This is a genomic window from Aeromonas sp. FDAARGOS 1419, from assembly GCF_019047045.1.
Lineage (GTDB): Bacteria > Pseudomonadota > Gammaproteobacteria > Enterobacterales > Aeromonadaceae > Aeromonas > Aeromonas veronii.
The window spans coordinates 2,599,820-2,620,976 of record NZ_CP077209.1; the positions used below are offsets into that span (position 1 = coordinate 2,599,820).

General features: G+C 60.6%; 19 protein-coding genes. 9 read left to right on the forward strand and 10 right to left on the reverse strand.

All coding sequences use genetic code 11. The features are described from left to right. Positions 1 to 21 precede the first annotated feature (21 nt). The 5 genes from accB (at position 22) to I6L49_RS11615 (ending at position 5,227) form a co-directional block, all read left to right on the forward strand. Entirely contained in the window at positions 22 to 480 is a 459-nt protein-coding gene (gene accB / locus I6L49_RS11595) for an acetyl-CoA carboxylase biotin carboxyl carrier protein (RefSeq protein WP_216949587.1), read from the forward strand. Positions 481 to 495: 15 nt separating this feature from the next. Then, complete coding sequence (gene accC / locus I6L49_RS11600; protein ID WP_005338910.1) at positions 496 to 1,836, forward strand: acetyl-CoA carboxylase biotin carboxylase subunit; 1,341 nt, start codon at positions 496 to 498, stop codon at positions 1,834 to 1,836. A 163-nt stretch (positions 1,837 to 1,999) separates the two neighbouring features. Beyond that, positions 2,000 to 2,263: a YhdT family protein gene (locus I6L49_RS11605; protein ID WP_216949588.1), complete on the forward strand. Its 264-nt coding sequence runs from the start codon at positions 2,000 to 2,002 to the stop codon at positions 2,261 to 2,263. Next, on the forward strand, positions 2,253 to 3,710 hold the full coding sequence (panF, locus tag I6L49_RS11610; RefSeq protein WP_216949589.1) for a sodium/pantothenate symporter: 1,458 nt from the start codon (positions 2,253 to 2,255) through the stop codon (positions 3,708 to 3,710). Before I6L49_RS11605 ends, panF begins: the two co-directional genes overlap by 11 nt. Before the next feature lie 89 nt (positions 3,711 to 3,799). After that, the gene (locus I6L49_RS11615; RefSeq protein WP_042080616.1) at positions 3,800 to 5,227 is read left to right on the forward strand and encodes a PTS transporter subunit EIIC; all 1,428 of its coding nucleotides are present in this window, start codon (positions 3,800 to 3,802) and stop codon (positions 5,225 to 5,227) included. A gap of 1 nt (position 5,228) precedes the next feature. On the opposite strand, the gene I6L49_RS11620 is transcribed toward I6L49_RS11615, so the two are convergent. Next, on the reverse strand, positions 5,229 to 6,101 hold the full coding sequence (locus I6L49_RS11620) for a LysR family transcriptional regulator (protein WP_184234344.1): 873 nt from the start codon (positions 6,099 to 6,101) through the stop codon (positions 5,229 to 5,231). Between the two features lie 100 nt (positions 6,102 to 6,201). On the opposite strand from I6L49_RS11620, the gene I6L49_RS11625 reads away from it, so the two are divergent. The 3 genes from I6L49_RS11625 to I6L49_RS11635 all read left to right on the forward strand — a co-directional run bounded on the left by I6L49_RS11625 (position 6,202) and on the right by I6L49_RS11635 (position 9,352). Then, the gene (locus I6L49_RS11625; protein WP_216949590.1) at positions 6,202 to 7,218 is read left to right on the forward strand and encodes a zinc-binding alcohol dehydrogenase family protein; all 1,017 of its coding nucleotides are present in this window, start codon (positions 6,202 to 6,204) and stop codon (positions 7,216 to 7,218) included. 537 nt (positions 7,219 to 7,755) lie between these two features. Further along, positions 7,756 to 8,634 (forward strand): 50S ribosomal protein L11 methyltransferase, encoded by an 879-nt coding sequence (prmA, locus tag I6L49_RS11630; protein WP_005338919.1) that lies wholly within the window; start codon positions 7,756 to 7,758, stop codon positions 8,632 to 8,634. A 163-nt stretch (positions 8,635 to 8,797) separates the two neighbouring features. Continuing rightward, complete coding sequence (locus I6L49_RS11635) at positions 8,798 to 9,352, forward strand: sugar O-acetyltransferase (RefSeq protein WP_216949591.1); 555 nt, start codon at positions 8,798 to 8,800, stop codon at positions 9,350 to 9,352. Positions 9,353 to 9,734: 382 nt separating this feature from the next. On the opposite strand, the gene I6L49_RS11640 is transcribed toward I6L49_RS11635, so the two are convergent. Together I6L49_RS11640 and I6L49_RS11645 are read right to left on the reverse strand one after the other, a co-directional pair. Further along, positions 9,735 to 10,283, reverse strand: coding sequence for an NAD(P)H nitroreductase (locus tag I6L49_RS11640; protein WP_005338924.1), 549 nt, complete (start codon positions 10,281 to 10,283; stop codon positions 9,735 to 9,737). A gap of 114 nt (positions 10,284 to 10,397) precedes the next feature. After that, complete coding sequence (locus tag I6L49_RS11645; RefSeq protein ID WP_216949592.1) at positions 10,398 to 12,437, reverse strand: NADPH-dependent 2,4-dienoyl-CoA reductase; 2,040 nt, start codon at positions 12,435 to 12,437, stop codon at positions 10,398 to 10,400. A 208-nt stretch (positions 12,438 to 12,645) separates the two neighbouring features. On the opposite strand from I6L49_RS11645, the gene sppA reads away from it, so the two are divergent. After that, positions 12,646 to 14,490, forward strand: coding sequence for a signal peptide peptidase SppA (gene sppA, locus I6L49_RS11650; protein WP_216949593.1), 1,845 nt, complete (start codon positions 12,646 to 12,648; stop codon positions 14,488 to 14,490). Positions 14,491 to 14,582: 92 nt separating this feature from the next. Here sppA and I6L49_RS11655 read toward each other — a convergent pair whose 3' ends face one another. The 7 genes from I6L49_RS11655 to I6L49_RS11685 all read right to left on the reverse strand — a co-directional run bounded on the left by I6L49_RS11655 (position 14,583) and on the right by I6L49_RS11685 (position 21,067). Next, on the reverse strand, positions 14,583 to 15,503 hold the full coding sequence (locus I6L49_RS11655) for a L,D-transpeptidase family protein (RefSeq protein ID WP_005338927.1): 921 nt from the start codon (positions 15,501 to 15,503) through the stop codon (positions 14,583 to 14,585). A 511-nt stretch (positions 15,504 to 16,014) separates the two neighbouring features. Next, entirely contained in the window at positions 16,015 to 17,256 is a 1,242-nt protein-coding gene (locus I6L49_RS11660) for a lipopolysaccharide assembly protein LapB (protein WP_216949594.1), read from the reverse strand. Between the two features lie 11 nt (positions 17,257 to 17,267). Beyond that, on the reverse strand, positions 17,268 to 17,903 hold the full coding sequence (locus I6L49_RS11665) for an energy transducer TonB (RefSeq protein ID WP_064337222.1): 636 nt from the start codon (positions 17,901 to 17,903) through the stop codon (positions 17,268 to 17,270). 16 nt (positions 17,904 to 17,919) lie between these two features. Beyond that, positions 17,920 to 18,327: a biopolymer transporter ExbD gene (locus I6L49_RS11670; RefSeq protein WP_005338933.1), complete on the reverse strand. Its 408-nt coding sequence runs from the start codon at positions 18,325 to 18,327 to the stop codon at positions 17,920 to 17,922. 67 nt (positions 18,328 to 18,394) lie between these two features. Beyond that, complete coding sequence (locus I6L49_RS11675; protein WP_005338936.1) at positions 18,395 to 18,922, reverse strand: MotA/TolQ/ExbB proton channel family protein; 528 nt, start codon at positions 18,920 to 18,922, stop codon at positions 18,395 to 18,397. A gap of 10 nt (positions 18,923 to 18,932) precedes the next feature. Beyond that, positions 18,933 to 20,306 (reverse strand): MotA/TolQ/ExbB proton channel family protein, encoded by a 1,374-nt coding sequence (locus I6L49_RS11680; RefSeq protein ID WP_216949595.1) that lies wholly within the window; start codon positions 20,304 to 20,306, stop codon positions 18,933 to 18,935. Beyond that, entirely contained in the window at positions 20,303 to 21,067 is a 765-nt protein-coding gene (locus I6L49_RS11685; RefSeq protein ID WP_139434845.1) for a DUF3450 domain-containing protein, read from the reverse strand. Before I6L49_RS11685 ends, I6L49_RS11680 begins: the two co-directional genes overlap by 4 nt. Positions 21,068 to 21,157 lie beyond the last annotated feature (90 nt).

The following is a 21,157-nucleotide window of genomic DNA, read 5'->3' on the forward strand; positions in this document are numbered from 1 at the left end:
TAAAGAAGAAAGAGAATGCTAATGGATATCCGCAAAATCAAGAAGCTGATTGAACTGGTTGAAGAGTCCGGCATCGCCGAACTGGAGATCTCCGAAGGTGAAGAGTCCGTTCGCATCAGCCGCAACTTCTCCGGTCAGGTGACCACCGCCATGCCGCAGATGATGATGCAGCAAGCTGCTCCGGTTGCCGCACCTGCCGCTGCCGCCCCGGTTGCCGCCGCACCGGCCGGAGATGCCGCCCCGAGCGGTCACCTGATGCGCTCCCCGATGGTTGGCTCCTTCTACCGCTCCTCCAGCCCGGATGCCAAGCCGTTCGCGGAAGTGGGTCAGCAAGTCAATGTCGGCGACACCCTGTGCATCGTCGAAGCCATGAAAATGATGAACCAAATCGAGTCTGACAAGGCCGGTGTGATCAAAGCGATCCTGGTTGAAAATGGTCAGGCCGTCGAATTTGACGAGCCGCTGTTCATCATCGAATAAGGGAAATCGCCACCCATGTTGGACAAAGTAGTCATCGCCAACCGCGGTGAAATCGCCCTGCGGATCCTGCGCGCCTGTAAAGAGCTCGGGATCAAGACAGTGGCCGTTCACTCCACCGCCGACCGAGAGCTCAAACATGTGCTGCTGGCCGACGAATCCATCTGTATCGGCAGACCGGCCAGTACTGAATCCTACCTCAACGTCCCGGCGATCATCGCCGCCGCCGAGGTAACCGGTGCCGTGGCCATCCACCCGGGTTACGGCTTCCTCTCCGAGAACGCCGATTTCGCCGAAGTGGTCGAAAAATCCGGCTTCATCTTCATCGGCCCGCGCGCCGAGACCATTCGCCTGATGGGTGACAAGGTCTCCGCCATCGAAGCGATGAAGAAAGCGGGCGTACCGTGTGTACCGGGCTCTGACGGCCCCGTCGACAACGACGCCAAGCACAACGCCGCCATTGCCAAGCGCATCGGCTATCCGGTGATCATCAAGGCCGCCGGTGGCGGTGGTGGTCGCGGTATGCGCGTGGTGCGCAATGAAGCGGAACTGGCGGGCGCCATCGCGCTGACCAAATCCGAAGCAGGCCAGTTCTTCAAGAACGACATGGTCTACATGGAGAAGTACCTGGAAAACCCGCGCCACATCGAAATTCAGGTGTTGGCAGACGGCCAGGGCAACGCCCTCTATCTGGGCGAGCGTGACTGCTCCATGCAGCGTCGCCACCAGAAAGTGGTGGAAGAGGCGCCGGCACCGGGCATCACCGCCGAAATGCGCAAGTTCATCGGTGAGCGCTGTGTGCGTGCCTGTATCGAGATCGGCTACCGCGGTGCGGGTACTTTCGAGTTCCTGTACGAGAACGGCGAGTTCTATTTCATCGAAATGAACACCCGTATTCAGGTTGAGCATCCGGTCACCGAGATGGTCACCGGTATCGATCTGATCAAGGAGCAGCTGCGCATCGCCGCCGGCCAGCCCCTGTCAATCACCCAGCAGGATATCCGCATCCGTGGCCATGCCATCGAGTGCCGGATCAACGCCGAAGATCCGGCCACCTTCATGCCCTCTCCGGGTCTGGTGCAGCGCTTCCACGCGCCGGGTGGTCTGGGCGTGCGTTGGGACTCCCACATCTATGCCGGTTACAAGGTACCGCCCCACTACGATTCGATGATCGGCAAGCTGATCTGCTACGGCGAGAATCGTGACATTGCCATCGCCCGCATGCGTCATGCGCTGGACGAGCTGGTGGTGGAAGGGATCAAGACCAACGTACCGCTGCAAAAAGAGATCATGAAAGACGAAAACTTCCAGCACGGTGGCACCAATATCCACTATCTGCACAAGAAGTTGGGTCTGTAAGATCTCGCAGGCAGAACAATCACTTCCGGCCGGATAGCAGCCCGCTGCTTATCCGCAATCCAACCGGGAGGCGGCTTCGCAAGGAGCCTCTGCTGAAAAAGGGCCATGGCGACATGGCCCTTTTTTGTTATCCTTGCGCCCCTCAAATTTGTCGGAGGCCAAGGTGAACCGTTTTGCTCTCGCCCGCCGGGAAGCAGCTTTCTGCCTGCTGCTGACCCTGTTCTACTTCTTTGCCTGGTATGGCACCGCCTATTTTATCCCGCTCCAGCTGGAGTTGTGGGGGCTGCCGTTGTGGTTCCTGCTCAGCTGCATGGTGATGCCGCTGCTGTTCATTCTGCTCTGCGCCCTGATGGTGAACCGGCTGTTTGTGGAGATCCCCCTCGATACCCACTCCCTTTCCGGCAAGGAGTCATTCCATGAATCTTGAGTTGATGCTGCCGCTCGTCATCTATCTGGTGCTGGTGCTGGGGGTGGGTTTCTGGGCCAGCCGCCATCGCGCAGAAGGCAACTTCGTGCAGGAGTACTTCATCGGCAACCGCAGCATGGGCGGGCTGGTGCTGGCGATGACGCTAGTGGCCACCTACACCTCGGCCTCCTCCTTTATCGGTGGGCCAGGTGCGGCCTACAAGATCGGTCTGGGCTGGGTGTTGCTGGCGATGATCCAGCTGCCCACCGTCTGGCTCACTCTGGGGGTACTGGGCAAGAAGTTCGCCATCATCGCCCGCCGGGTCAATGCGGTGACCATCAACGATATGCTGTGGGCCCGCTACCAGAGCAAGGCGGTGGTGATCCTCGGCTCCGTTACTATCATCCTCGCCTTTATCGCGACCATGGTGGTGCAGTTTATCGGCGGCGCCCGCCTGCTGGAGACCGCCACCGGCCTCTCCTACCAGCAGGGATTGATGCTGTTTGCCAGCTGCGTACTGCTCTACACCATCATCGGCGGCTTCCGCGCCGTGGTAATGACCGATGCTCTGCAGGGGATCATCATGCTGATCGGCACCGGTGCCCTGCTGGCGGGCATTCTGGTCGCCGGTGACGGCTTGCCAAACCTCATCCACCAGCTCAGGGAGATCGATCCCAAGCTGGTGAGCCCGCAGGGGGCCGGCGACATGCTGACCCAGCCCTTTATGCTGAGCTTCTGGATCCTGGTCTGTGTCGGAGTGGTAGGGCTGCCCCACTCGGCGCTGCGCTGCTTTGGCTATCGCGACAGCAAGGCGCTCCATCGCGGCATTCTGATCGGCACCGTGGTCAGCGCCCTGCTGATGTTCGGCATGCATCTGGCGGGCGCCCTCGGCCGCGCCATCCTGCCGGGCATGGACAGCCCGGACAAGATCATGCCCTCCTTGATGATGGAAGTGCTGCCACCCTGGCTGGCCGGGGTCTTTCTGGCGGCGCCGATGGCGGCCATCATGTCCACCATCGACTCCCAGCTGATTCAGGCTTCCGCCACTCTGGTGAAGGATCTCTATCTCAACTATTTGAGTCCGAAACAGGAGAAGCTGGAGGTGCGCATCCCCCGCCTCTCCCTGCTCTGCACCCTGATCTTGGGCACTCTGGTGCTGCTGGCGGCGTTGCAGCCCCCCGAGATGATCATCTGGCTCAACCTGCTCGCCTTTGGCGGTCTGCAGGCGGTGTTCCTCTGGCCGCTGGTGCTCGGTCTCTACTGGTCACGGGCCAACGGCCCGGGCGCACTGGCCAGCATGGTCAGCGGCATCGTCAGCTATGGGGTACTCAGTCAGTGGGGGATCAAGCTGGCTGGCCTGCACGCCATCGTGCCAAGCCTCACGCTGGCGCTGGTGGTCTTTATCACGGTGAGCCTGCTGACGGCACCGCCCTCGCGGGAAGTGCGCGAGCTTTTCGGGCAGAAATAATAAAAATATAAATTAGGGGTTCCAAAACTATCCCCAAATAGGTGTTTTCCGGTTAAACTGTGCGCCAAGTCACAGAACGTAGCCGCTGTATGCCCGTTAAAGCCACTCGACAAGTCGTTACTCAAGCCCTGCAGCGGCTCGGTTATGCCCTGCTGCTGCCCGTCTCCATCCTGCCGATGGCGGCGTTGATCTACCGGCTTGGGCAACCCGACGTGCTCGATTTGGCGGTGCTCTCCCTCACTGGTCAGGCGATCTTCAGCCAGATGCCGCTTATCTATGCGGTGGCGATCGCCTTTGGCCTGAGTCGGCAGGAGCTGGGCGGACAGACGCTGGCGGGTGCGGTCAACTTCCTGCTGCTCAGCACCGCCTTCAATACGCTGGCCCCCAACCTGCACGCCGACATGATCTGCGGCCTGTTGGCGGGGCTCACCACCGCCATCATCTACCCCTGGGTACACCAGCAAACGCTGCCCCGCTGGCTGCAGATCGCCAGGGGCGAGTTTCCCAGCCTGCTGGTGTCGGCCTTGGCCTGCCTGCTGATCGCCATCCCCCTCTCGCTGCTGTGGCCGCCACTGGAGCGCGGGCTGACCCTGCTCACCTCCGAGCTGCTTACCACGCCGTTTGGCGCCTTCTGCTACGGCACCCTCAACCGCTTGCTGATCCCGCTTGGGCTCCATCAGGTGCTGGGCAGCGTCATCGGTCTTGGCGAGAGCAACCTGCAGGCGCTGGCCACCGCCCAACCCCTTCATGAAGGGTATGTGGCCGGTCTCTACCCCATCATCATGTTCGGCCTGCCGGGCGCCTGTTTTGCCATCTGGCTGCACCGCCAGCGGATGCAGCGGCTACCACAGGGCGGGCTGCTGCTAACCCTGGCGCTCACCTCGGCACTGGTGGGTATCACAGAGCCTATCGAATTTCTGTTCGCCTTTACCGCCCCCTGGCTGTTTCTCGCCCACGCCCTGCTGACCGGACTGTCACTGGCGGTCTGTAGCGGGCTGGGGATCAAGGTGGGCAGTTACTTCTCCGCCGGTCTGCTGGATCTGGTGCTGAGCTATCAGGCTGGGGAGCACAGCTTCTGGCTCATTCCGGTCGGTATCCTGTTCTTCGTCGCCTACACCCTGCTGTTCTATCAACTGCTGGAGCGTGCCCCCCTCAGCATGCCGAGCAAGCCCATCGCGGTGGAGCATCCGCGCCTTGCCAGCGTTGCCCCCTCAGACCCGCAGATGCTGGCGATCCAGTACCTCAAGGTGCTGGGCGGGATGGACAATCTGGTGGCGATGAGTGTCTGTATCACCCGCCTCAGCCTGCGGGTGCGCGATATTTCACTGGTGGACGAATCTCGCCTGCTGGGCCTGGGCTGCCTCTCCTGGATCCAGCTCAACGACCACCAGCTGGTGCTGGTGCTGGGCCCCAGCGCCAGCCTGATTGAAGGGCAGATCCGCATGCTGGCGGAGCGCCAGTCGGTCCCCCTCGGCCTCAAACCTAATCAGGAGTCGGCCAGCCAGAGCAGTTGGTAACTCAGGCAAACGGCAAGCGCTCGGCCACGAAATCCATCAGGGTGCGCAGGGCGGGGGCTAGATGCTCCCGGCTCGGATAGATTAGGTAAAACGGGTTGGCCGGAATGGGCTGATCTGGCAACACTTTCTGCAGCCGCCCCGCCGCCAAATCCCCTTCACAGACATGGTGGGGCAACAGTGCAATCCCCCCGTCATGGAGTGCCATCTCCCTCAGCGCCAGCAAGCTGTTGCTGACACAGGCCCCCTGTGGCCGCCAGCCCCCATCCTGCAATGGCCACACCGGCATGGCCGAGTGCACCAGACAGGCATAACGACCCAGCTCGCTCAGCTGTTGCGGCATGCCGTGGGCCGCCAGATAGGCGGGTGCCGCCACCAGATGGCGCGCCACCTGACCGATGCGCCGACAGATGAGGCTGGAGTCTTTTAGCGGCGCCGCCCGCAGCGCCAGATCGTAACCCTCCCCCACCAGATCGAGCTGTTCATCGCTCAGGGTCAACTCCAGCACCACTTCGGGATAGAGAGCGCGAAACTCGGCGAGGATCCGGCCAAGCAATAGAGTACCGGTCGCCTCGGGGGCTGTGATCCGCACCCGCCCCGCCGGGGCCGAGCGCAGCCGTGCCATCGCCAGATTGGCACTGCGGGCCAGTGCCAGCAGCCCCTGACAGTGCTCCACATAGAGCTCCCCCTGCGGGGTCAGGCTCAACCTGCGGGTGGTGCGCTGCAACAGCCGTACCCCGAGCTGGGATTCGAGCCGCGAGATCTTCTGGCTCACCGATGACTTGGGCATACCGAGCAGCTCGGCAGCCCGGGTAAAACTCCCCTGCTCCACCACGGTGGCAAACAACCCCATCAACTCCAGATCGACATTGTTCATATATTCAAACAGTCTTTACCGATTACCCATCTTAATCTTGATAATCAACCAGACTAGAGTGAGTGGCAATCCCGAACACAGCGATTTGAAAGGAAAAACCATGAAAGCCATTGCCCTGACTCACTATCTGCCAAGCGACCACCCCGACTGCTTCATCGCCGCCAACCTGCCCGATCCGGTTCCGGGCCCGCGGGATCTGCTGGTGCGGGTCACCGCCACCTCCGTCAATCCGGTAGATACCAAGGTGCGCTCCCCCAAGGCCAAAATTGAAAGCTCGCCCCGGGTGCTGGGCTGGGATGCGGTGGGGGAAGTGATCGCCACCGGCAGCGAAGTGACCCTGTTCAAGGCGGGCGACCGAGTCTGGTATGCCGGTGATATCAGCCGCCCGGGCAGCAACAGCGCCCTGCAACTGGTGGATGAGCGCATCGCCGCCATCGCCCCCACCAGCTTGAGCGATGTGGAGGCCGCCGCCCTGCCGCTGACCGCCATCACCGCCTGGGAGACCCTGTTCGAGCGCTTTGCCCTCACCCGCGAGAGCCGTGGCAAACTGCTGATCATCGGCGGCGCCGGTGGCGTGGGCTCCATCGCCATCCAGCTGGCCCATCAGCTCACCGGTATGGAGGTGATTGCTACCGCCTCTCGCCCCGAGAGCCGCGAGTGGTGCCTCGAGATGGGCGCCCATCAGGTCGTAAACCACCACAAGTTGCAGGAGGAGCTGACCGCCCTTGGCATCACCCAGGTCGATGCCATCTTCTGCACCAACGCCACCGCCGAACACTGGGCCACCATGGCCGGGCTGATCCGTCCGTTCGGCCATATCTGCACCATCGCCGAATCGAGCGAGCCGTGGGATCTCTCTCTGCTCAAGAGCAAGAGCGTCACCTTCAGCCAGGAATTCATGTTCACCCGCTCCCTGTTCCAGACGCCGGACATGATCGAACAGCACCGCCTGCTCGGCCGGGTGGCGGCACTGGTCGATGAAGGGGTATTGCAGACCACCCTGACCAGAACCATCCCGTCGCTGACCCCGGTCACGCTGGCTCAGGCCCATGCCGAGGTCGAGGCGGGCCGCATGGTTGGCAAGCTGGTGATCGACATGAGCGGCTTTGCCAACTAAGCCCTCCAACGCACCATGATGGGATAAGTTCACCAAGGAGATGCCCCAAACGGGCACAACCAACGGCACTCATGACAGCCTGTGGCAGACCAACGTCCGACAATCAGCCAAAAAAGAGGCCATTTCGCGAGAAATGGCCTGAATACCTGAACATTGGGGTAACAATCACACACATATCCTTATGCAGGACATATTAGTCTCTGCATCTGGCGTGCCAACAGCAGCATGAATGCGCCAAAACGGCGTCAGCCCATCCTTGAGCAAGGTGCCGACCTTGCTCTTTTTTTGTCTGGCAGACTGTTTACCAAGCAAAGAAGTGCAGATAAAAAAATGCCACCCGAGGGTGGCAGTGAAAGATGACGGAACTTGAGCAAAGCGTTCAGCGAAAACCGGTCGTCTTCGCCTGCATAGTGCAATACAGGAACCGTGCCAATCCGGCAAAAGCCCCCGTATCCCTCCACGTCATGGGCAAACCACGACAGCACTGCCCCATGATGGTAGAATCTCGCGGTTTCACATTTATGAAGAGTCGACGCCATGCCCTGGATACAAATTCGAATCAACGCCACTGCCAAGACCGCAGACAAGGTGAGCAACATGCTGCTGGGGCGTGGAGCCCAGGCGGTGACCTTTATGGATGCCAAGGATGTGCCCGTCTACGAACCCATGCCCGGTGAAACCCCGCTCTGGGGCGAGACCGAAGTGATGGGGCTGTTCGATGCCGAAACCGACCCGGCTCCCACCATCGCCTTTTTCCAGCAGATCTTCGGCGAAAATGTCGGCTACAAGGTCGAGCAGCTGGAAGACAAGGACTGGGTGCGCGAGTGGATGGATCACTTCCACCCCATGCAGTTTGGCGAGCGCCTCTGGATCTGCCCGAGCTGGCGCGATGTGCCGAACCCCGATGCAGTTAACGTGATGCTGGATCCGGGCCTGGCCTTCGGTACCGGTACCCACCCCACCACGGCACTTTGCCTGCAGTGGCTGGACGGGCTGGATCTGACCGGTAAAACTGTGGTCGATTTTGGCTGTGGCTCCGGCATTCTCGGCATCGCCGCCCTGAAACTGGGTGCCGCCCGCGTCATCGGCATCGACATCGACCCGCAAGCCATTCAGGCCAGCCGCGACAACGCCGCGCGCAACGGCGTCGCCGACCAGATTGAGCTCTATCTGCCAGCCGACCAGCCGCAAGATGTCGAAGCGGACGTGGTGGTCGCCAACATCCTGGCCGGCCCGCTGCGCGAACTGGCTCCACTTATCGCCGGTCACGGCAAAGCGGGCAGCCTGATGGCCCTCTCCGGCGTGCTGGAGAGCCAGGCCCCGGAACTGGAAACTATCTACGGCCAGTGGTTCGAGATGGACCCGACCGCCGTCAAGGAGGAGTGGTGCCGCCTCTCTGGCCGCAAACACGGCTAAACATAGCTCCCGCTCTCAAGGCGGAAAATCAGCATCTTTATCAAACAAGAGCACCCACGGGTGCTCTTGTTGTTTCTCCCCCTTTCCCACTCTGGGGGACGGTTCACGCTTCTCTGGCCAATGAGGGATTAACATCGTTCTTCCACATCATTGGGACCCTGCCATGATCGAATACCAGAAGATGATTAGCAGCCAACCGTACAACTGCATGGCACCCGAGCTGGCCCAGTTGCGCCGGGAGGCGGCACGGCGCTATCGCCGTTTCAATCAGGCGGAAGAGGAGACAGAGCAGCGGGCACTACTGGCGGAGCTGATTGGCGAACTGGCTGAGAATGCCTTTATCTGCCCGCCCTTCTACTGTACCTATGGCCGTCACATCTACCTTGGCAAAAACAGCTACATCAACATGGGTGCGACCCTGCTGGACAATGCCCCCATTCGCATCGGCACCCATGTGATGATTGGGCCAAATGTGCAGATCTATACCGCAGCCCATGCGCTGGAAGCCGACGAGCGGATTCAGGGCACAGAGACGGCACTGCCGGTCACCATTGAAGACAAGGTCTGGATTGGTGGCGGCGCCATCTTACTGCCCGGCGTCACCATAGGGCGGGAGGCGATCGTCGGCGCGGGCGCCGTAGTCACCAGAGATGTACCGGCCGGAGCTCGGGTAGTCGGCAACCCGGCCCGGATCCTGCCAGCCAAAAACAGAGCATAAGGCAGCCAACCGGGTTGTATGCCGATACCGCCATCAACTCACAACAGCCCCGACACCCCATAAAAAAATAAAGCCCAATGTCACGAAGACGTTGGGCTGTTAAAAGGTGCTACGGAATTGCGACTCTCATCGCAGAAAAATTAGAAGGAGTGCCCTTCTAAACTGGCAGGGAGATATTAGCGAATGCGCAAACGTTTTACATAGTGAAATACCACAGGATTGCGAGGTACATCGCACTATTTAAATAATTACCTGCTATGGCGCGCGAAGCCTCTTTGAGCCATTTATTTTCCCCAATTTCTCTGGTTACTATTCACGGTTAAACAGAAAAGCCCCGATTTCTCGAGGCTTTGCTTCTCTCAACCGCAACGTGGCCGAAAAGTCAGAAACGGCGGACAAACTCATCGAGCGGCAGCTCGCGCAGTTTACGCGCTTCCAGCATGGGGGTGCCGAGGTAGAGGAAACCCACCAGCTGATCCTCTGCCGCCAGTCCCAATCCCTTGTTGATCTGCTCATCGAAGATAAACCAGCCGGAGCGCCAGATACCGTTGAAGCCCTGCGCCTGCGCCGCCATCTGCATCGCCATCAGGGCACAACCGGCAGAGAGCTCCTGCTCCAGTTTCGGCACCTTGGGGTGATCCTGATAACGGGTTGCCACGGCGACGACCAAGGGCGCCCGCAGTGGCGCTTCGCTGCACTTCTTGATGCTCTCTTCATCTTCACCGCGGGCACGGGCCGCCTCGGCCAGCAGTTTGCCCAGCCGCTCGCGCCCCTCTCCTTCAAACAGAATGAACTGCCAGGGGGTCAGGGTACCGTGATCCGGCGCGCGCAGACCCGCCTTGAGGATATTGTCGAGCACCTCACCGCTCGGGGCGGGATCGGCGAGACGGCCACAGGAGTGGCGATTGAGCAACAGGGTGAGGGCATCCATGGGCAATTCCTTCTCTGGGGCAATGATGGCGCTACCTTAGCACAGCACCGAATGAAGAAAACCCCTGAGGCTCAGGGGTTTATCGCACTATAAAGGGCAGGATGGCACAGCTGGCTAGATGATCGCAGCCAGCTCGGCCCCTTGCCTGATGGCGCGCTTGGCATCCAGCTCGGCAGCCACGTCGGCTCCGCCGATGATATGCACCGGTTTGCCTGCCGCCTGCAACCCGGCCTGCAGTTCTTTAAGGGGCTCCTGCCCAGCGCAGACGATCACCTGATCCACCGGCAGACACTGCTTGGTCTCGCCCACCTGAATGTGCAAGCCCTCGTCATCGATCCCCAGATATTGCACCCCGGAGAGCATCTGCACCTTGCGGTTCTTGAGCACGGTACGGTGGATCCAGCCAGTGGTTTTGCCAAGGCCGTCACCCACCTTGCTCTCCTTGCGCTGCAGCAGCCAGATCTGGCGCTCGGGGGCATCGACTTCAGGAGTAGTCAGGCCACCGCGCTCGCCAAGCTGTTTGTCGATGCCCCACTCCTTGAGCCAGTGATCACGGTGCCCATCGGCATCCGTCTCCACCTTCTTCTCGACCCTTTTCTCCACAAGGAATTCGGCCACATCGAAGCCGATGCCGCCGGCACCGATCACCGCCACCTTCTGTCCGACCGGTTTGTGATCCCGCAATACATCGAGATAACTCATCACCTTGGGATGTTCGATCCCCGGGATATTGGGAGTGCGCGGACGGATACCGGTAGCAAGGATCACCTCGTCAAAACCGCCGCTGAGCAGGCTCTCGGCACTCTGGCGCTGACCAAGGTAAAGCTCGACACCGCACTTCTCCAGCCGTTTGGCGAAATAGCGCAGAGTCTCGTGAAACTCCTCCTTACCCGGGATCTGCTTGGCGAAGTTGAACTGGCCGCCGATTTCGCTGGCCTGATCGAACAGGCTCACCTGATGACCGCGCTCGGCAGCGTAGCAGGCAAACGCCAGCCCGGCGGGGCCCGCCCCCACCACCGCCAGCTTCTTGGGCTGAGGCACGCGGCCAAAGGTCAGCTCGGTCTCGAAGCAGGCGCGGGGATTGACCAGACAGGAGGCTCGCTTCTGCTTGAACACATGGTCGAGGCAAGCCTGGTTGCAGGCGATGCAGGTGTTGATCTCGTCCGCCCGATTCTCGGCCGCCTTGATGACAAATTCGGGATCCGCCAGGAAGGGGCGCGCCATGGAGACCATATCCGCCTCGCCACCCGCCAGAATGCGTTCGGCCACCTCTGGGGTGTTGATACGGTTGGTGGTAATGAGGGGCACCTTGAGGTGTTTTTTCAGCTCGGCGGTCACCCAGCTGAAGGCGCCGCGTGGCACGCTGGTGGCGATGGTGGGAATACGTGCTTCGTGCCAACCGATGCCGGTGTTGATGAGGGTCACCCCCACCGCTTCCAGCGCTTTGCCAAGGGCGATCACCTCTTCCAGGGTCGAGCCCTGCTCCACCAGATCCAGCATGGAGAGGCGGAAGATAATGATGAAGTCGGTGCCGACCCGCTCGCGAATGGCGCGGACAATCTCCACCGGAAAGCGCATCCGCTTTTCGCTGCTGCCGCCCCAGCCATCGGTGCGTTTGTTGGTTCGCTCGCAGATGAACTGGTTGATGAGATAGCCTTCCGAGCCCATCACCTCGACGCCGTCATAACCGGCCGCCTTGGCCAACGCTGCTGTAGCCGCGAAGTCGCGAATGGTGCCGCGGATCTGCCGCTCGCTCATGGCGCGCGGTTTGAACGGGGAGATGGGGGCCTTGAGGGCGCTCGGGGCCAGACTGAAGGGATGATAGGCGTAGCGACCGGCATGGAGGATCTGCAGCGCTATCTTGCCCCCCTCCTGATGCACGGCACTGGTCACCTTCTTGTGCTTGCTCACCTGCCAGGGAAAGCTCAGCTGGGAGCCGTGAGGCACCAGCCGACCGCGCAGATTGGGGGCAATGCCGCCGGTGACGATAAGGCCAACGCCACCACGGGCGCGCTCGGCATAAAAGGCGGCCAGCTTGTCAAAACCGCCCTTCTCCTCTTCGAGGCCGGTATGCATGGAGCCCATCAACACACGGTTGCGCAGCTGGGTAAAACCAAGGTCGAGCGGGGTCAGCAGGGTCGGATAGCGGCTCACGATGCCTCCAGTTAATTTTTTGTTATCAAACTGAGGCTAGAGTAAAGAATCGAAAATTCTTTTTCAAACAAATGTTTGGACAAATTTTCAGCGAACAGCCGTGCCCTGAACGAAGATAGACGGGATCCGCCAGTCGGAAATGGCAATTTCGCCCGCAACTGGTTAATAATGGCTCTTCTCTACCCATTAACAGGGCGATAACGCGACTATGTCTATTTTCAAAGGTCTGGGTTGGTTGTTCCGCAGCCTGTGGCGCCTGCTCAATTTCACCCGGCTGATGCTGGTCAATCTGCTGTTTCTCATCGTAGTGCTGGTCATCGTCTTCAGCGTCAGCCAGAAAGAGGCCCCCAGGGCGCCCATCGAAGGGGCGCTAACCCTCAATCTCAACGGCGTGCTGGTGGAGCAACGCTCCCAGACAGATCCCACCGTACAACTGCTGCGCCAGATGGACAGCAGCGACGAGCAGCCGAGCGAGATCGTCCTCTCCGACCTGCTGTGGGCCATCAAGAGTGCCAAGGATGACGAGCGCATCAAGGCGCTGGTGATCAAGCCACAAGGGCTGCAGGGAGCCAACTTCACCAAACTGCAGGAGGTGGCGAGCGCCATCGACCAGTTCAAGGAGAGCGGCAAACCGGTGATCGCCATGGCCGACTTCTACACTCAGGGGCAATACCTGCTGGCGGCCCACGCCGATCACGTGCTGCTCAACCAGAGCGGCGCCGTGGTGATCGAGGGGCTTGGGGTCTACCAGACCTACTTCAAGTCGGCGCTGGAGAAGCTCAACATCACTCCGCATGTATTCAAGGTCGGCACCTACAAATCCTTCGTCGAACCCTATACCCGCGACGAGATGTCCCCCGAGAGCAAGGAGGCGAACCAGCGCTGGCTGGATCAGCTGTGGCAATCCTATGTGGCTGACGTAGCCGAGCAGCGGGAGATCGAACCCGATGCGGTCGCACCGGGCAAGGAGCGCTTCCTCGAGCTGCTGCGCAAGGCCGGTGGCAATGCCGCCAACTACGCCCTCGACAACGGTCTGGTGGATCAGCTGGCCACCCGCGACGAGATGACCCAGGCGGTCATTAAAGAGGTGGGTGAAGCTGACGACCACGGCTGGAAAGGGGTCGGCCTGAAAGAGTATCTGGCCGCAGTGCCCGAACAGTATCCCCAGAGTGGCAAGGATGAGGTGGGTCTGGTGGTCGCCAGCGGCGCCATCATGGATGGCGTACAGCCTACCGGTACCATAGGCGGTGATAGCCTCTCCGACCTGCTGGCAGATGCCCGTCGCGATGACAAGGTTAAAGCCGTGGTCCTGCGGGTCGACAGTCCGGGCGGCAGCGCCTTCGCCGCCGAGCAGATCCGCGCCGAGCTGCTGGCCCTGAAACAGGCTGGTAAGCCGGTAGTGGTCTCCATGGGCAGCTATGCCGCCTCCGGTGGCTACTGGATCTCCGCCGATGCGGACAAGATCTTCGCCTCCCCGACCACCCTCACCGGTTCCATCGGGGTGTTCGGCATGTTTGCCACCATCGACAAGGCGTTGGCCCAGTTCGGGGTGCATACCGACGGGGTTGGCACCACAGATTACGTCGGCGTCGGCCCGACCCGCGCCTTGCCGGATCACGTCGGTCAGGCCATCCAGCTGAGCGTGGAAGATACCTACCAGCGCTTCGTCGGTCTGGTCAGCAAGGGCCGCGGTCTGAGCCCGGAAGAGGCCGAGAAAGCGGCCGAAGGTCGGGTCTGGACCGGTGAGGATGCCAAGGCCCTGGGTCTGGTGGACGAGTTCGGCAATCTGGATGACGCCATCAAGGCAGCCGCCGAACTGGCCAACCTCAAGGAGTGGCAGGTGACCCCCATCGAGCAGGAAGAGTCCACCAAGGACAAGTTCCTGCGCCAGCTGTTTGACAGCAGTGCCCAAATGTTAGCTCCCCAGTTGCAAAGCTGGCTGCCGGCTGGATTTGGCAAGGCATTGGTGGAAGTGAACCGCAGTCTCGACCCGCTCACCCGCTTCAACGATCCGCAAGGCACCTACGCCTTTTGCCCCGTCTGCGTGCAGTAAGCAAGCGGTAACTCCCCAATAAAAAAACGGCGACCATCTGGTCGCCGTTTTCTTTATTCAGCCAGTGCGCGCGGCACCGCCAACTTGCTCAATCAGGGATTGAGGCGGGTCGGCATACCGGTACGCTGTTCCAGCACCTGCTTGACCACGTTGGAGTCAGACTCGGCGTGAGCGATGAAGCGGGTGATAGCCGGTGTCATCGGGAGCGGCACGGAGGCGGTGGAGTTGAACTCCTCCTCGGTGCGCGACAGCGGCTCGTGTACTTCCATGTAGCGACCGCCATCCGGCTCGACCGTGGTCTTGACCGGCTGGTTGACGAACTGGACGCGGGTGCCGACCGGCACGTTGTCGAACAGATACTTGATGTCGTCAGCGCGCAGACGCACGCAACCGCTGCTCACCCGCAGACCGATACCGAAGGTGGCATTGGTGCCGTGGATGGCATAGAGGTTGCCGATGTAGAGGGCGTGCAGACCCATGGGGTTATCCGGACCGGCTGGCCATACTGCCGGCAGAGTCTTGCCCTGGGCGGCATAGCGACGACGGATGTTCTCGGTCGGGGTCCAGGTCGGGTTGGCGCGTTTGCGCTCTACCTTGGTGATCCAGTTCTCCGGGGTGTTTACCCCCAGCTGACCGATGCCGATGGGCAGTACTTCCACCACGTTCTTCCCTTTCGGGTAGTAGTAGAGACGCATCTCGGCAACGTTGATGACGATCCCTTCGCGGGGCGCGTTGGGCAGGATCAGCTGGTGGGGAATGATCAGGGTGCTACCCGCTTTCGGCAGATAGGGATCAACGCCCGGGTTGGCTTCCATGATGTTAGTCAGACCCAGCTGGAAGTCAGCAGCGATCTGCTCCAGCGGACGGTTGTCCGCAGGCACCACGTATTCCTGGTTTTCACCGATCAGGCGGCTGTTGGCCGCAGGCAGACGGTACTCGACGGCGGCAGCCTGCTGGCTGACCAGCGCAAATGTGCATAAAAGGGCCGAAGCGGCAGTGCGAAGGGGATTCATAAAATTCCTGTGTGGTTTCCTGTACCAAATGGGCCGGGGGCCGTCTCATCCTCGGTCTGCCGGTGGCGGGTCAACCTGCCCCACGACGCCAATAACCGAGCGCGCATTCTTTCCTGAGTCGGCCAAAATTTCAACTTCCATATGTTGCTTTTCTTGTTAAAAGTAGCCGTTTTCGATGTGACGCTTATCAACAGGGCAAAAGCCACACTGGCAAGTCGCAGCAAAGAGAAAGATGAATGGCACGGCCCGCCTGGCAGCGAGCCACCCAAGCCCCCGTCAACCACAATGCTGCGCCACCTTGTGTCACGGTTGCAGCCCTAGCCAAAACGTTTGTCACACCGGGAGAGATAGACCAATGTCGAGGGAGGCTCTTTATTGGCATGAAGAGGGATAAAACCGTGCGTCGGCTACCCGCCGGTGCTGGCAGCCACCATAAAAAAACCGCTCCGAAGAGCGGTTAATGGAGCCACCAGGCAACCATAAAAGGGACTACAGGTAGTTGTCATTGGAATTACTGGACGGCAGCCTCTCCGGTGCCACTCTGCTCTTTGAGGAAGCTGATCCACGGAGATGCCCGACCACTGACGTTGCCATTCTGAGCCGCCTGGGTGAAGGCGTTGAGGGCCTCCTTCGGCTTTTGTTGCTCAAAATAGGCGACCCCGGTCAGGAACTTGAGATCCGCACGCTGTTCACCATTGGCATTGGCGGCCGGTTTGGCGGCCAGCGCCACCAGATCCTGATAGCGCTTGCTCTGGATCATCATGCGCGCCATTTTCAGCTGCAATTCGGCGCTCGGGGCCAGCTGGTAGGATTTGGCCAGGGTGTCGATGGCCGGATCCAGCTCCTTGGCCTGATGCCAGTAGTTGGCCAGGGTCTTATAGTTGCTGGCGCTCTGCTCAATCACCCCATCCTTCATCCCCTTCTCCATCACCCGTGCGGCGCGATGGGGAATGCCGGTGAAGGCGAGGTAGTTGGCGAGGCGCTGCAGCTCGGCGGCCTCGGTCAACATGCCGAGGTTGTAGGCCGACTCCAGCGCCGCCAGCGCCTTGGCATCGTTGCCTGCCTGCATATGCATGGCCGACAGCTGGGTCCAGTACTTCTTCTTCTCCGGGAACATGTTAACCAGAGAGGTCAGTACCTCGGTCGCCGGTTTGTACTGTTTCAGCTCGTAGTGAGCGCCCATCTTCAGCAGATACCAGGACTCCGGCGCTTTACCTGCCGACAGCTTGATCGCCTGATCCACCGCCGGGATCGCGTCACGGTACTGCTTGAGCTGCACGTGGGCGTTGGCCAGCGTGATATAGGCATGGGAGTTGGGCTTGTCATCCTTGCCCTGGTTGGCAAACCACTCCTTCATGGTCTTGATCGACCCCTGGTAATTGCCCTCCGCCATATAGAGCTGGGCCAGGTTGTAGCGCACCTGCTGGGCCACCGGTGGCGGCAAGCCGCCTGTCGCGATGGCATCGGCAAAGTACTTGGTCGCCTGACCGTATTTCTCCTGCTGGGCGGCCACGAAACCGAGGGTCTGCAATATGACCCCCTTGTCGTAGACCCGCTCACCCGCGCCGGAGAGGGCATCTTGCAGCTTGGCATTGGCCTCGCCGTATTTCTTCTCAGTGATCAGCTCCTGCGCCTTGTTGACCGCCCGATAGGCCCGATCCGACAGGGTCGGCTGCTCGGCGGCCCAACTGGCGGTGCTAAGCAGCACCGCCATGGCGACCGGGGCGAGGATCATCTTGTGTAACTTGTTCATCGCCACCTTCCTTAGTTGACCGCAAACTCGATTTCTTGCTGCATCCGGCTCGCCTGCGGCTTGCCATCTACCATGGCCGGTTTGAACGTCCACTTGGCGATGGTTTTGCGCGCCTCTTTGCCGAGGTCATAACTGCGCGGCTCTTCCTTGACAATCCGCACGTTGCTGACGGTGCCGCGCTCGGTGACGGTGAACTCCACCAGCACCTTGCCGGAAGCCAGCCCCGCCAGTGCCGCCTTGCGGGGCATCATGGGCTCGAAGGTCGCCAGCGGAATGGCACCATTGTTGCCACCGACGCCGCCACCACCGCCGCCGGTGCTGTAGGCACCCAGCGCGTTGCCACCACCGATATTGACCGGGATGTCGAGCTTGGGCATGTCCATCGGCGCGCTCTCCATCTTCGGCCTATCCGTGCTGGCCACCTCCATCTCGGGAGGCGGCGGCGGACGCTTGGGCGGCGGCGGTTTGGGCAGCTCCCGCTGTTTCTCTTGCAGGGTCTCCTGGGGCTTGAGGCGGATGAAATCGGTCATGCTGACGTCCTCCTTCTCCACCAGCTCCCGGTGATCCGGTGTGATCAGCTTGTTCATTCCCAGAAACAGAAAGAACACCACCACACAGGAGACCGCCAACGATATCAGGTATCTCATAGGTCTCTCTCCGGCATCAGCTGCTCTTGTCTGCCGCGATGGAGATGTTCTGGACACCGGCCATGCGGATCTGATCCATGACCTGCACCACCAGACCGGAACGGGATTCGTTATCGGCCTGGATCACCACGGCGCTCTCCGGGTTTTCGGCCCGCAGCCGCTCGATGTTGGCGCGTACCGCCCCCACCTCGACCACCCGCTTGTCGACCCAGACCTGACCGTTTTCGCGCACCGCGACCATGATATTGCCCTTCTTCACCGTCTCGGCCGTGCTGGCACTGGGACGGTTGATCTCGACACCGGACTCCTTGACGAAGGAGGTGGTGACGATGAAGAAGATCAGCATGATGAACACTATGTCCAGCATGGGGGTCAAATCGATAGCCGCCTCGTCAGCACCGCTGTCGCTGTAACGTTTTCTCATAGCAGAAACTCCTTGCTTGTTCTGTGCCCCCGGCAGGCCATGCCTCGCCGGGGGTATGCATCCTGCATCAACCGTGTTTCAGGTTGTCTTCCAGCTTTTGCACCGCCAGTTTGGCCTTGTGATCGAGCTGGTTGACAAAAAACAGGCCGGAAAGGGCGGCGATCATGCCCGCCATGGTCGGTACCGTTGCCTTGGAGATCCCCGATGCCATCGCCCGCGGCGAACCGGTGCCGGTGATGGCCAAAGTGTCAAACACCTGCACCATCCCCACCACGGTACCGAGCAGCCCCATCAACGGGCAGAGAGCGATCAGCACCTTGATGACCGGCATCCCCTTGTCCACCGCCATGGCAACCCGTGAGACCAGCTCGCGGCGGATCTGCTTGGCAGACCAGGAGAGATGATCGGTACGGGCCAGCCAGGTGGCCTTGGTCTGCTTCACCTGCTTGGGGTAGACCGCCATGAAGTAGAACCAGCGCTCCAGCAACAGGGCCCACATCATCAGGGTCAGGAAGAACAGGGCGACCAGTACATCGCCCCCCAATCCCAAAAACCGGCGGACCGACTCGACTTCTTCAATCAACCAGAACCACATGGGTGACTCCTTACGCTGCGGCTTTGGAGGCGTGCAGACGTTCCTGATAACGGGCGACGAAACCGGCGCTCTGCTCTTCCAGCACCTGGATCAGACGACGGCTCTGGGTCTGCACTATGGTGTAGAGGAACAACATGGGCACGGCGACGACCAGCCCCTGCATAGTGGTCACCAGCGCCTCCGAGATACCGCCCGCCATCAGCTTGGGATCGCCGGTACCGAACAATGTGATGGCCTGGAAGGTGGCAATCATCCCCACTACGGTACCGAGCAGGCCCAGCAGCGGCGCGACCGAGGCGATCAGCTTGATGATGCTGATACCCTTCTCGAACTTGGGCACGTTGCGCAGGATGATCTCGTCGAGCTTGGACTCCAGATCCTCGATGTTGTCACCGCGATGGCTCTGGTAGGCTCCCAGCATGTCACCAATGGGGTTGCCCTTGATGATCTGATCGGATTTCAGCTGCTTGCGCATGGACGAGCCGATCAGCGACAGGCGGATACCGCAGAAGATGGCCAGCAGGGTACCGAGCACACCGAGCACCATGATGACGTAACCCACTTCACCACCCTGATCGATTCGCTCCTTGAGAGTCGGTGACTGCACCAGCAGGGAGAGGATCACGCCGCGAGACGGGTCGATAAAGATGGGTTTGACCCCGTCACCGCCCTGTTCAAACTCGGCGATGGGAGCAAGCACGCTCTTCTCCGGTTGACGGGAGAGCTGCTCGAACTTGCCGGTCTCCGGCACGAAGGTGAGGTACTTGCCTTCGGAGACAGTGTTGAACTCGCCGATCTGGGTGACGGTCTTCTCGGCCTGGTTGCCCTCACCGTAAACCACGGTCGCCGGGATCTGGCTCACCTTGCCACCGTCCACCATACGGCTGAGGGTGGTGGTCCAGAACGCTTCCAGATCGTCGCTTGAGGGGAGCTCTTTACTCTCGGCCAGACGGGTCAGCAGCGCTGTCTGTTCCGGATGCTCGACCCGACGGGCGGAGGCGTTGAAGATCCCCTTGAACTCACCGGCAAACTGACGCAGTACGCCGAACATCTCGCCCATGTTGCCGGAACGCTGGCGCAGGGTTTCAGCCAGCTCGGTCAGCTGCTTGTCATTGGCATCGAAGGTCGCCTTGAGCTGCTCGCCCTTGGCGGTTTCGGCAGCCAGCTCGGCCTTGGCCTTGGCCAGCAGCGCCCCCTGCTCGTTCTTGTCAGCCAGGAAGCGGGCTTCCCGCTCCTTGTTGAGTTGGGATTCGCTCAGGCTGGAGGCCTTGACCTGGTTCAGCAGCGCATTGAGATCCACCGGTTTTTCGGCGGCGGTCACCGGCAGGGTGACCAGGGTTGCTCCCGCAATCAGGGAGGCAATCGCAAGTTTGATTCCTTTCATGATGCTTTCTCCGCAGTTTGAACCGGCAGCTTGATCAGCGCGGGAGGCGCCTGCTTCTTGGCGATGCGAAGGCCCTGTTCAACCGCACTGCGATACTCCTGGGGCAACTCTTCCCACTGGCGAGTCTTCTTGTTCCACATCCCGGTTTCATTGCCATCCGGGGATTGATAAAGCAGCGCGATGCGGCCAACCCGCAGGAACTCGTAGGTCTTCTCGCTGCCATCCTTGTCCAGGCTCGCCTTGTAGGATTCGATGGTGCGGCTGAAGCCCTCCTCGATCTGGTAGGCCTCCAGGATCTTGCGGTACTTCTCGGAGATGGTGACATCGGCCCGGTTCATCAGGTCGGTCAGGGCCGCCACGCGGTCCTCGCGCTCGACCTTCTGGAACGGCAGATCCAGTGACACAAACTGCTCGAGGGAGTCGATCATCTTGAGCATCAAGGGCACCACTTCGGTGCTGGTCTGGTCGATCTGGGCGATCTGCTTTTGCATCGACGCCAGCTCGGCACTCTGGGACTCGACCATCTTGCTCACCTGCTCGTTGTAGGTGCGCAGACTGTCGACCTGACGCAGGGCGGCCTTGTACTGGGCCAATGCGGATTCGGCAGATTCGGCATAGCTGTCGATCTTCTGCTGGGAAACTTTGGATGCGTTGTCGGTGGCGGCTTGAGCGTCCACGGCCTGACCGGCAGTGGCGGCACTCAGATTGAAGCTGGTCAACAAGGCGGCCGAAACCAGGCTGCCAAGGAGCGCTTTCTTCATTGTAATGGTCCTTGTCTTCATAGGATTACCCTATCTCCGTAACTTCCTTGGACGTTGGGCACAGCCGGCCCGACCGGGCCGGCTGAGGTT

Bases quoted from the DNA above. Each gene is read 5' to 3' on its own strand.
- sppA (WP_216949593.1), top strand. From the start codon at position 12,646: ATGTCTATTTTCAAAGGTCTGGGTTGGTTGTTCCGCAGCCTGTGGCGC.
- I6L49_RS11680 (WP_216949595.1), bottom strand. From the start codon at position 20,306: ATGAAAGGAATCAAACTTGCGATTGCCTCCCTGATTGCGGGAGCAACC.
- I6L49_RS11625 (WP_216949590.1), top strand. From the start codon at position 6,202: ATGAAAGCCATTGCCCTGACTCACTATCTGCCAAGCGACCACCCCGAC.
- I6L49_RS11675 (WP_005338936.1), bottom strand. From the start codon at position 18,922: ATGTGGTTCTGGTTGATTGAAGAAGTCGAGTCGGTCCGCCGGTTTTTG.
- I6L49_RS11660 (WP_216949594.1), bottom strand. From the start codon at position 17,256: ATGAACAAGTTACACAAGATGATCCTCGCCCCGGTCGCCATGGCGGTG.
- I6L49_RS11615 (WP_042080616.1), top strand. From the start codon at position 3,800: ATGCCCGTTAAAGCCACTCGACAAGTCGTTACTCAAGCCCTGCAGCGG.
- I6L49_RS11635 (WP_216949591.1), top strand. From the start codon at position 8,798: ATGATCGAATACCAGAAGATGATTAGCAGCCAACCGTACAACTGCATG.
- I6L49_RS11655 (WP_005338927.1), bottom strand. From the start codon at position 15,503: ATGAATCCCCTTCGCACTGCCGCTTCGGCCCTTTTATGCACATTTGCG.
- accB (WP_216949587.1), top strand. From the start codon at position 22: ATGGATATCCGCAAAATCAAGAAGCTGATTGAACTGGTTGAAGAGTCC.
- accC (WP_005338910.1), top strand. From the start codon at position 496: ATGTTGGACAAAGTAGTCATCGCCAACCGCGGTGAAATCGCCCTGCGG.
- I6L49_RS11620 (WP_184234344.1), bottom strand. From the start codon at position 6,101: ATGAACAATGTCGATCTGGAGTTGATGGGGTTGTTTGCCACCGTGGTG.
- panF (WP_216949589.1), top strand. From the start codon at position 2,253: ATGAATCTTGAGTTGATGCTGCCGCTCGTCATCTATCTGGTGCTGGTG.
- I6L49_RS11685 (WP_139434845.1), bottom strand. From the start codon at position 21,067: ATGAAGAAAGCGCTCCTTGGCAGCCTGGTTTCGGCCGCCTTGTTGACC.
- I6L49_RS11640 (WP_005338924.1), bottom strand. From the start codon at position 10,283: ATGGATGCCCTCACCCTGTTGCTCAATCGCCACTCCTGTGGCCGTCTC.
- I6L49_RS11670 (WP_005338933.1), bottom strand. From the start codon at position 18,327: ATGAGAAAACGTTACAGCGACAGCGGTGCTGACGAGGCGGCTATCGAT.
- I6L49_RS11665 (WP_064337222.1), bottom strand. From the start codon at position 17,903: ATGAGATACCTGATATCGTTGGCGGTCTCCTGTGTGGTGGTGTTCTTT.
- prmA (WP_005338919.1), top strand. From the start codon at position 7,756: ATGCCCTGGATACAAATTCGAATCAACGCCACTGCCAAGACCGCAGAC.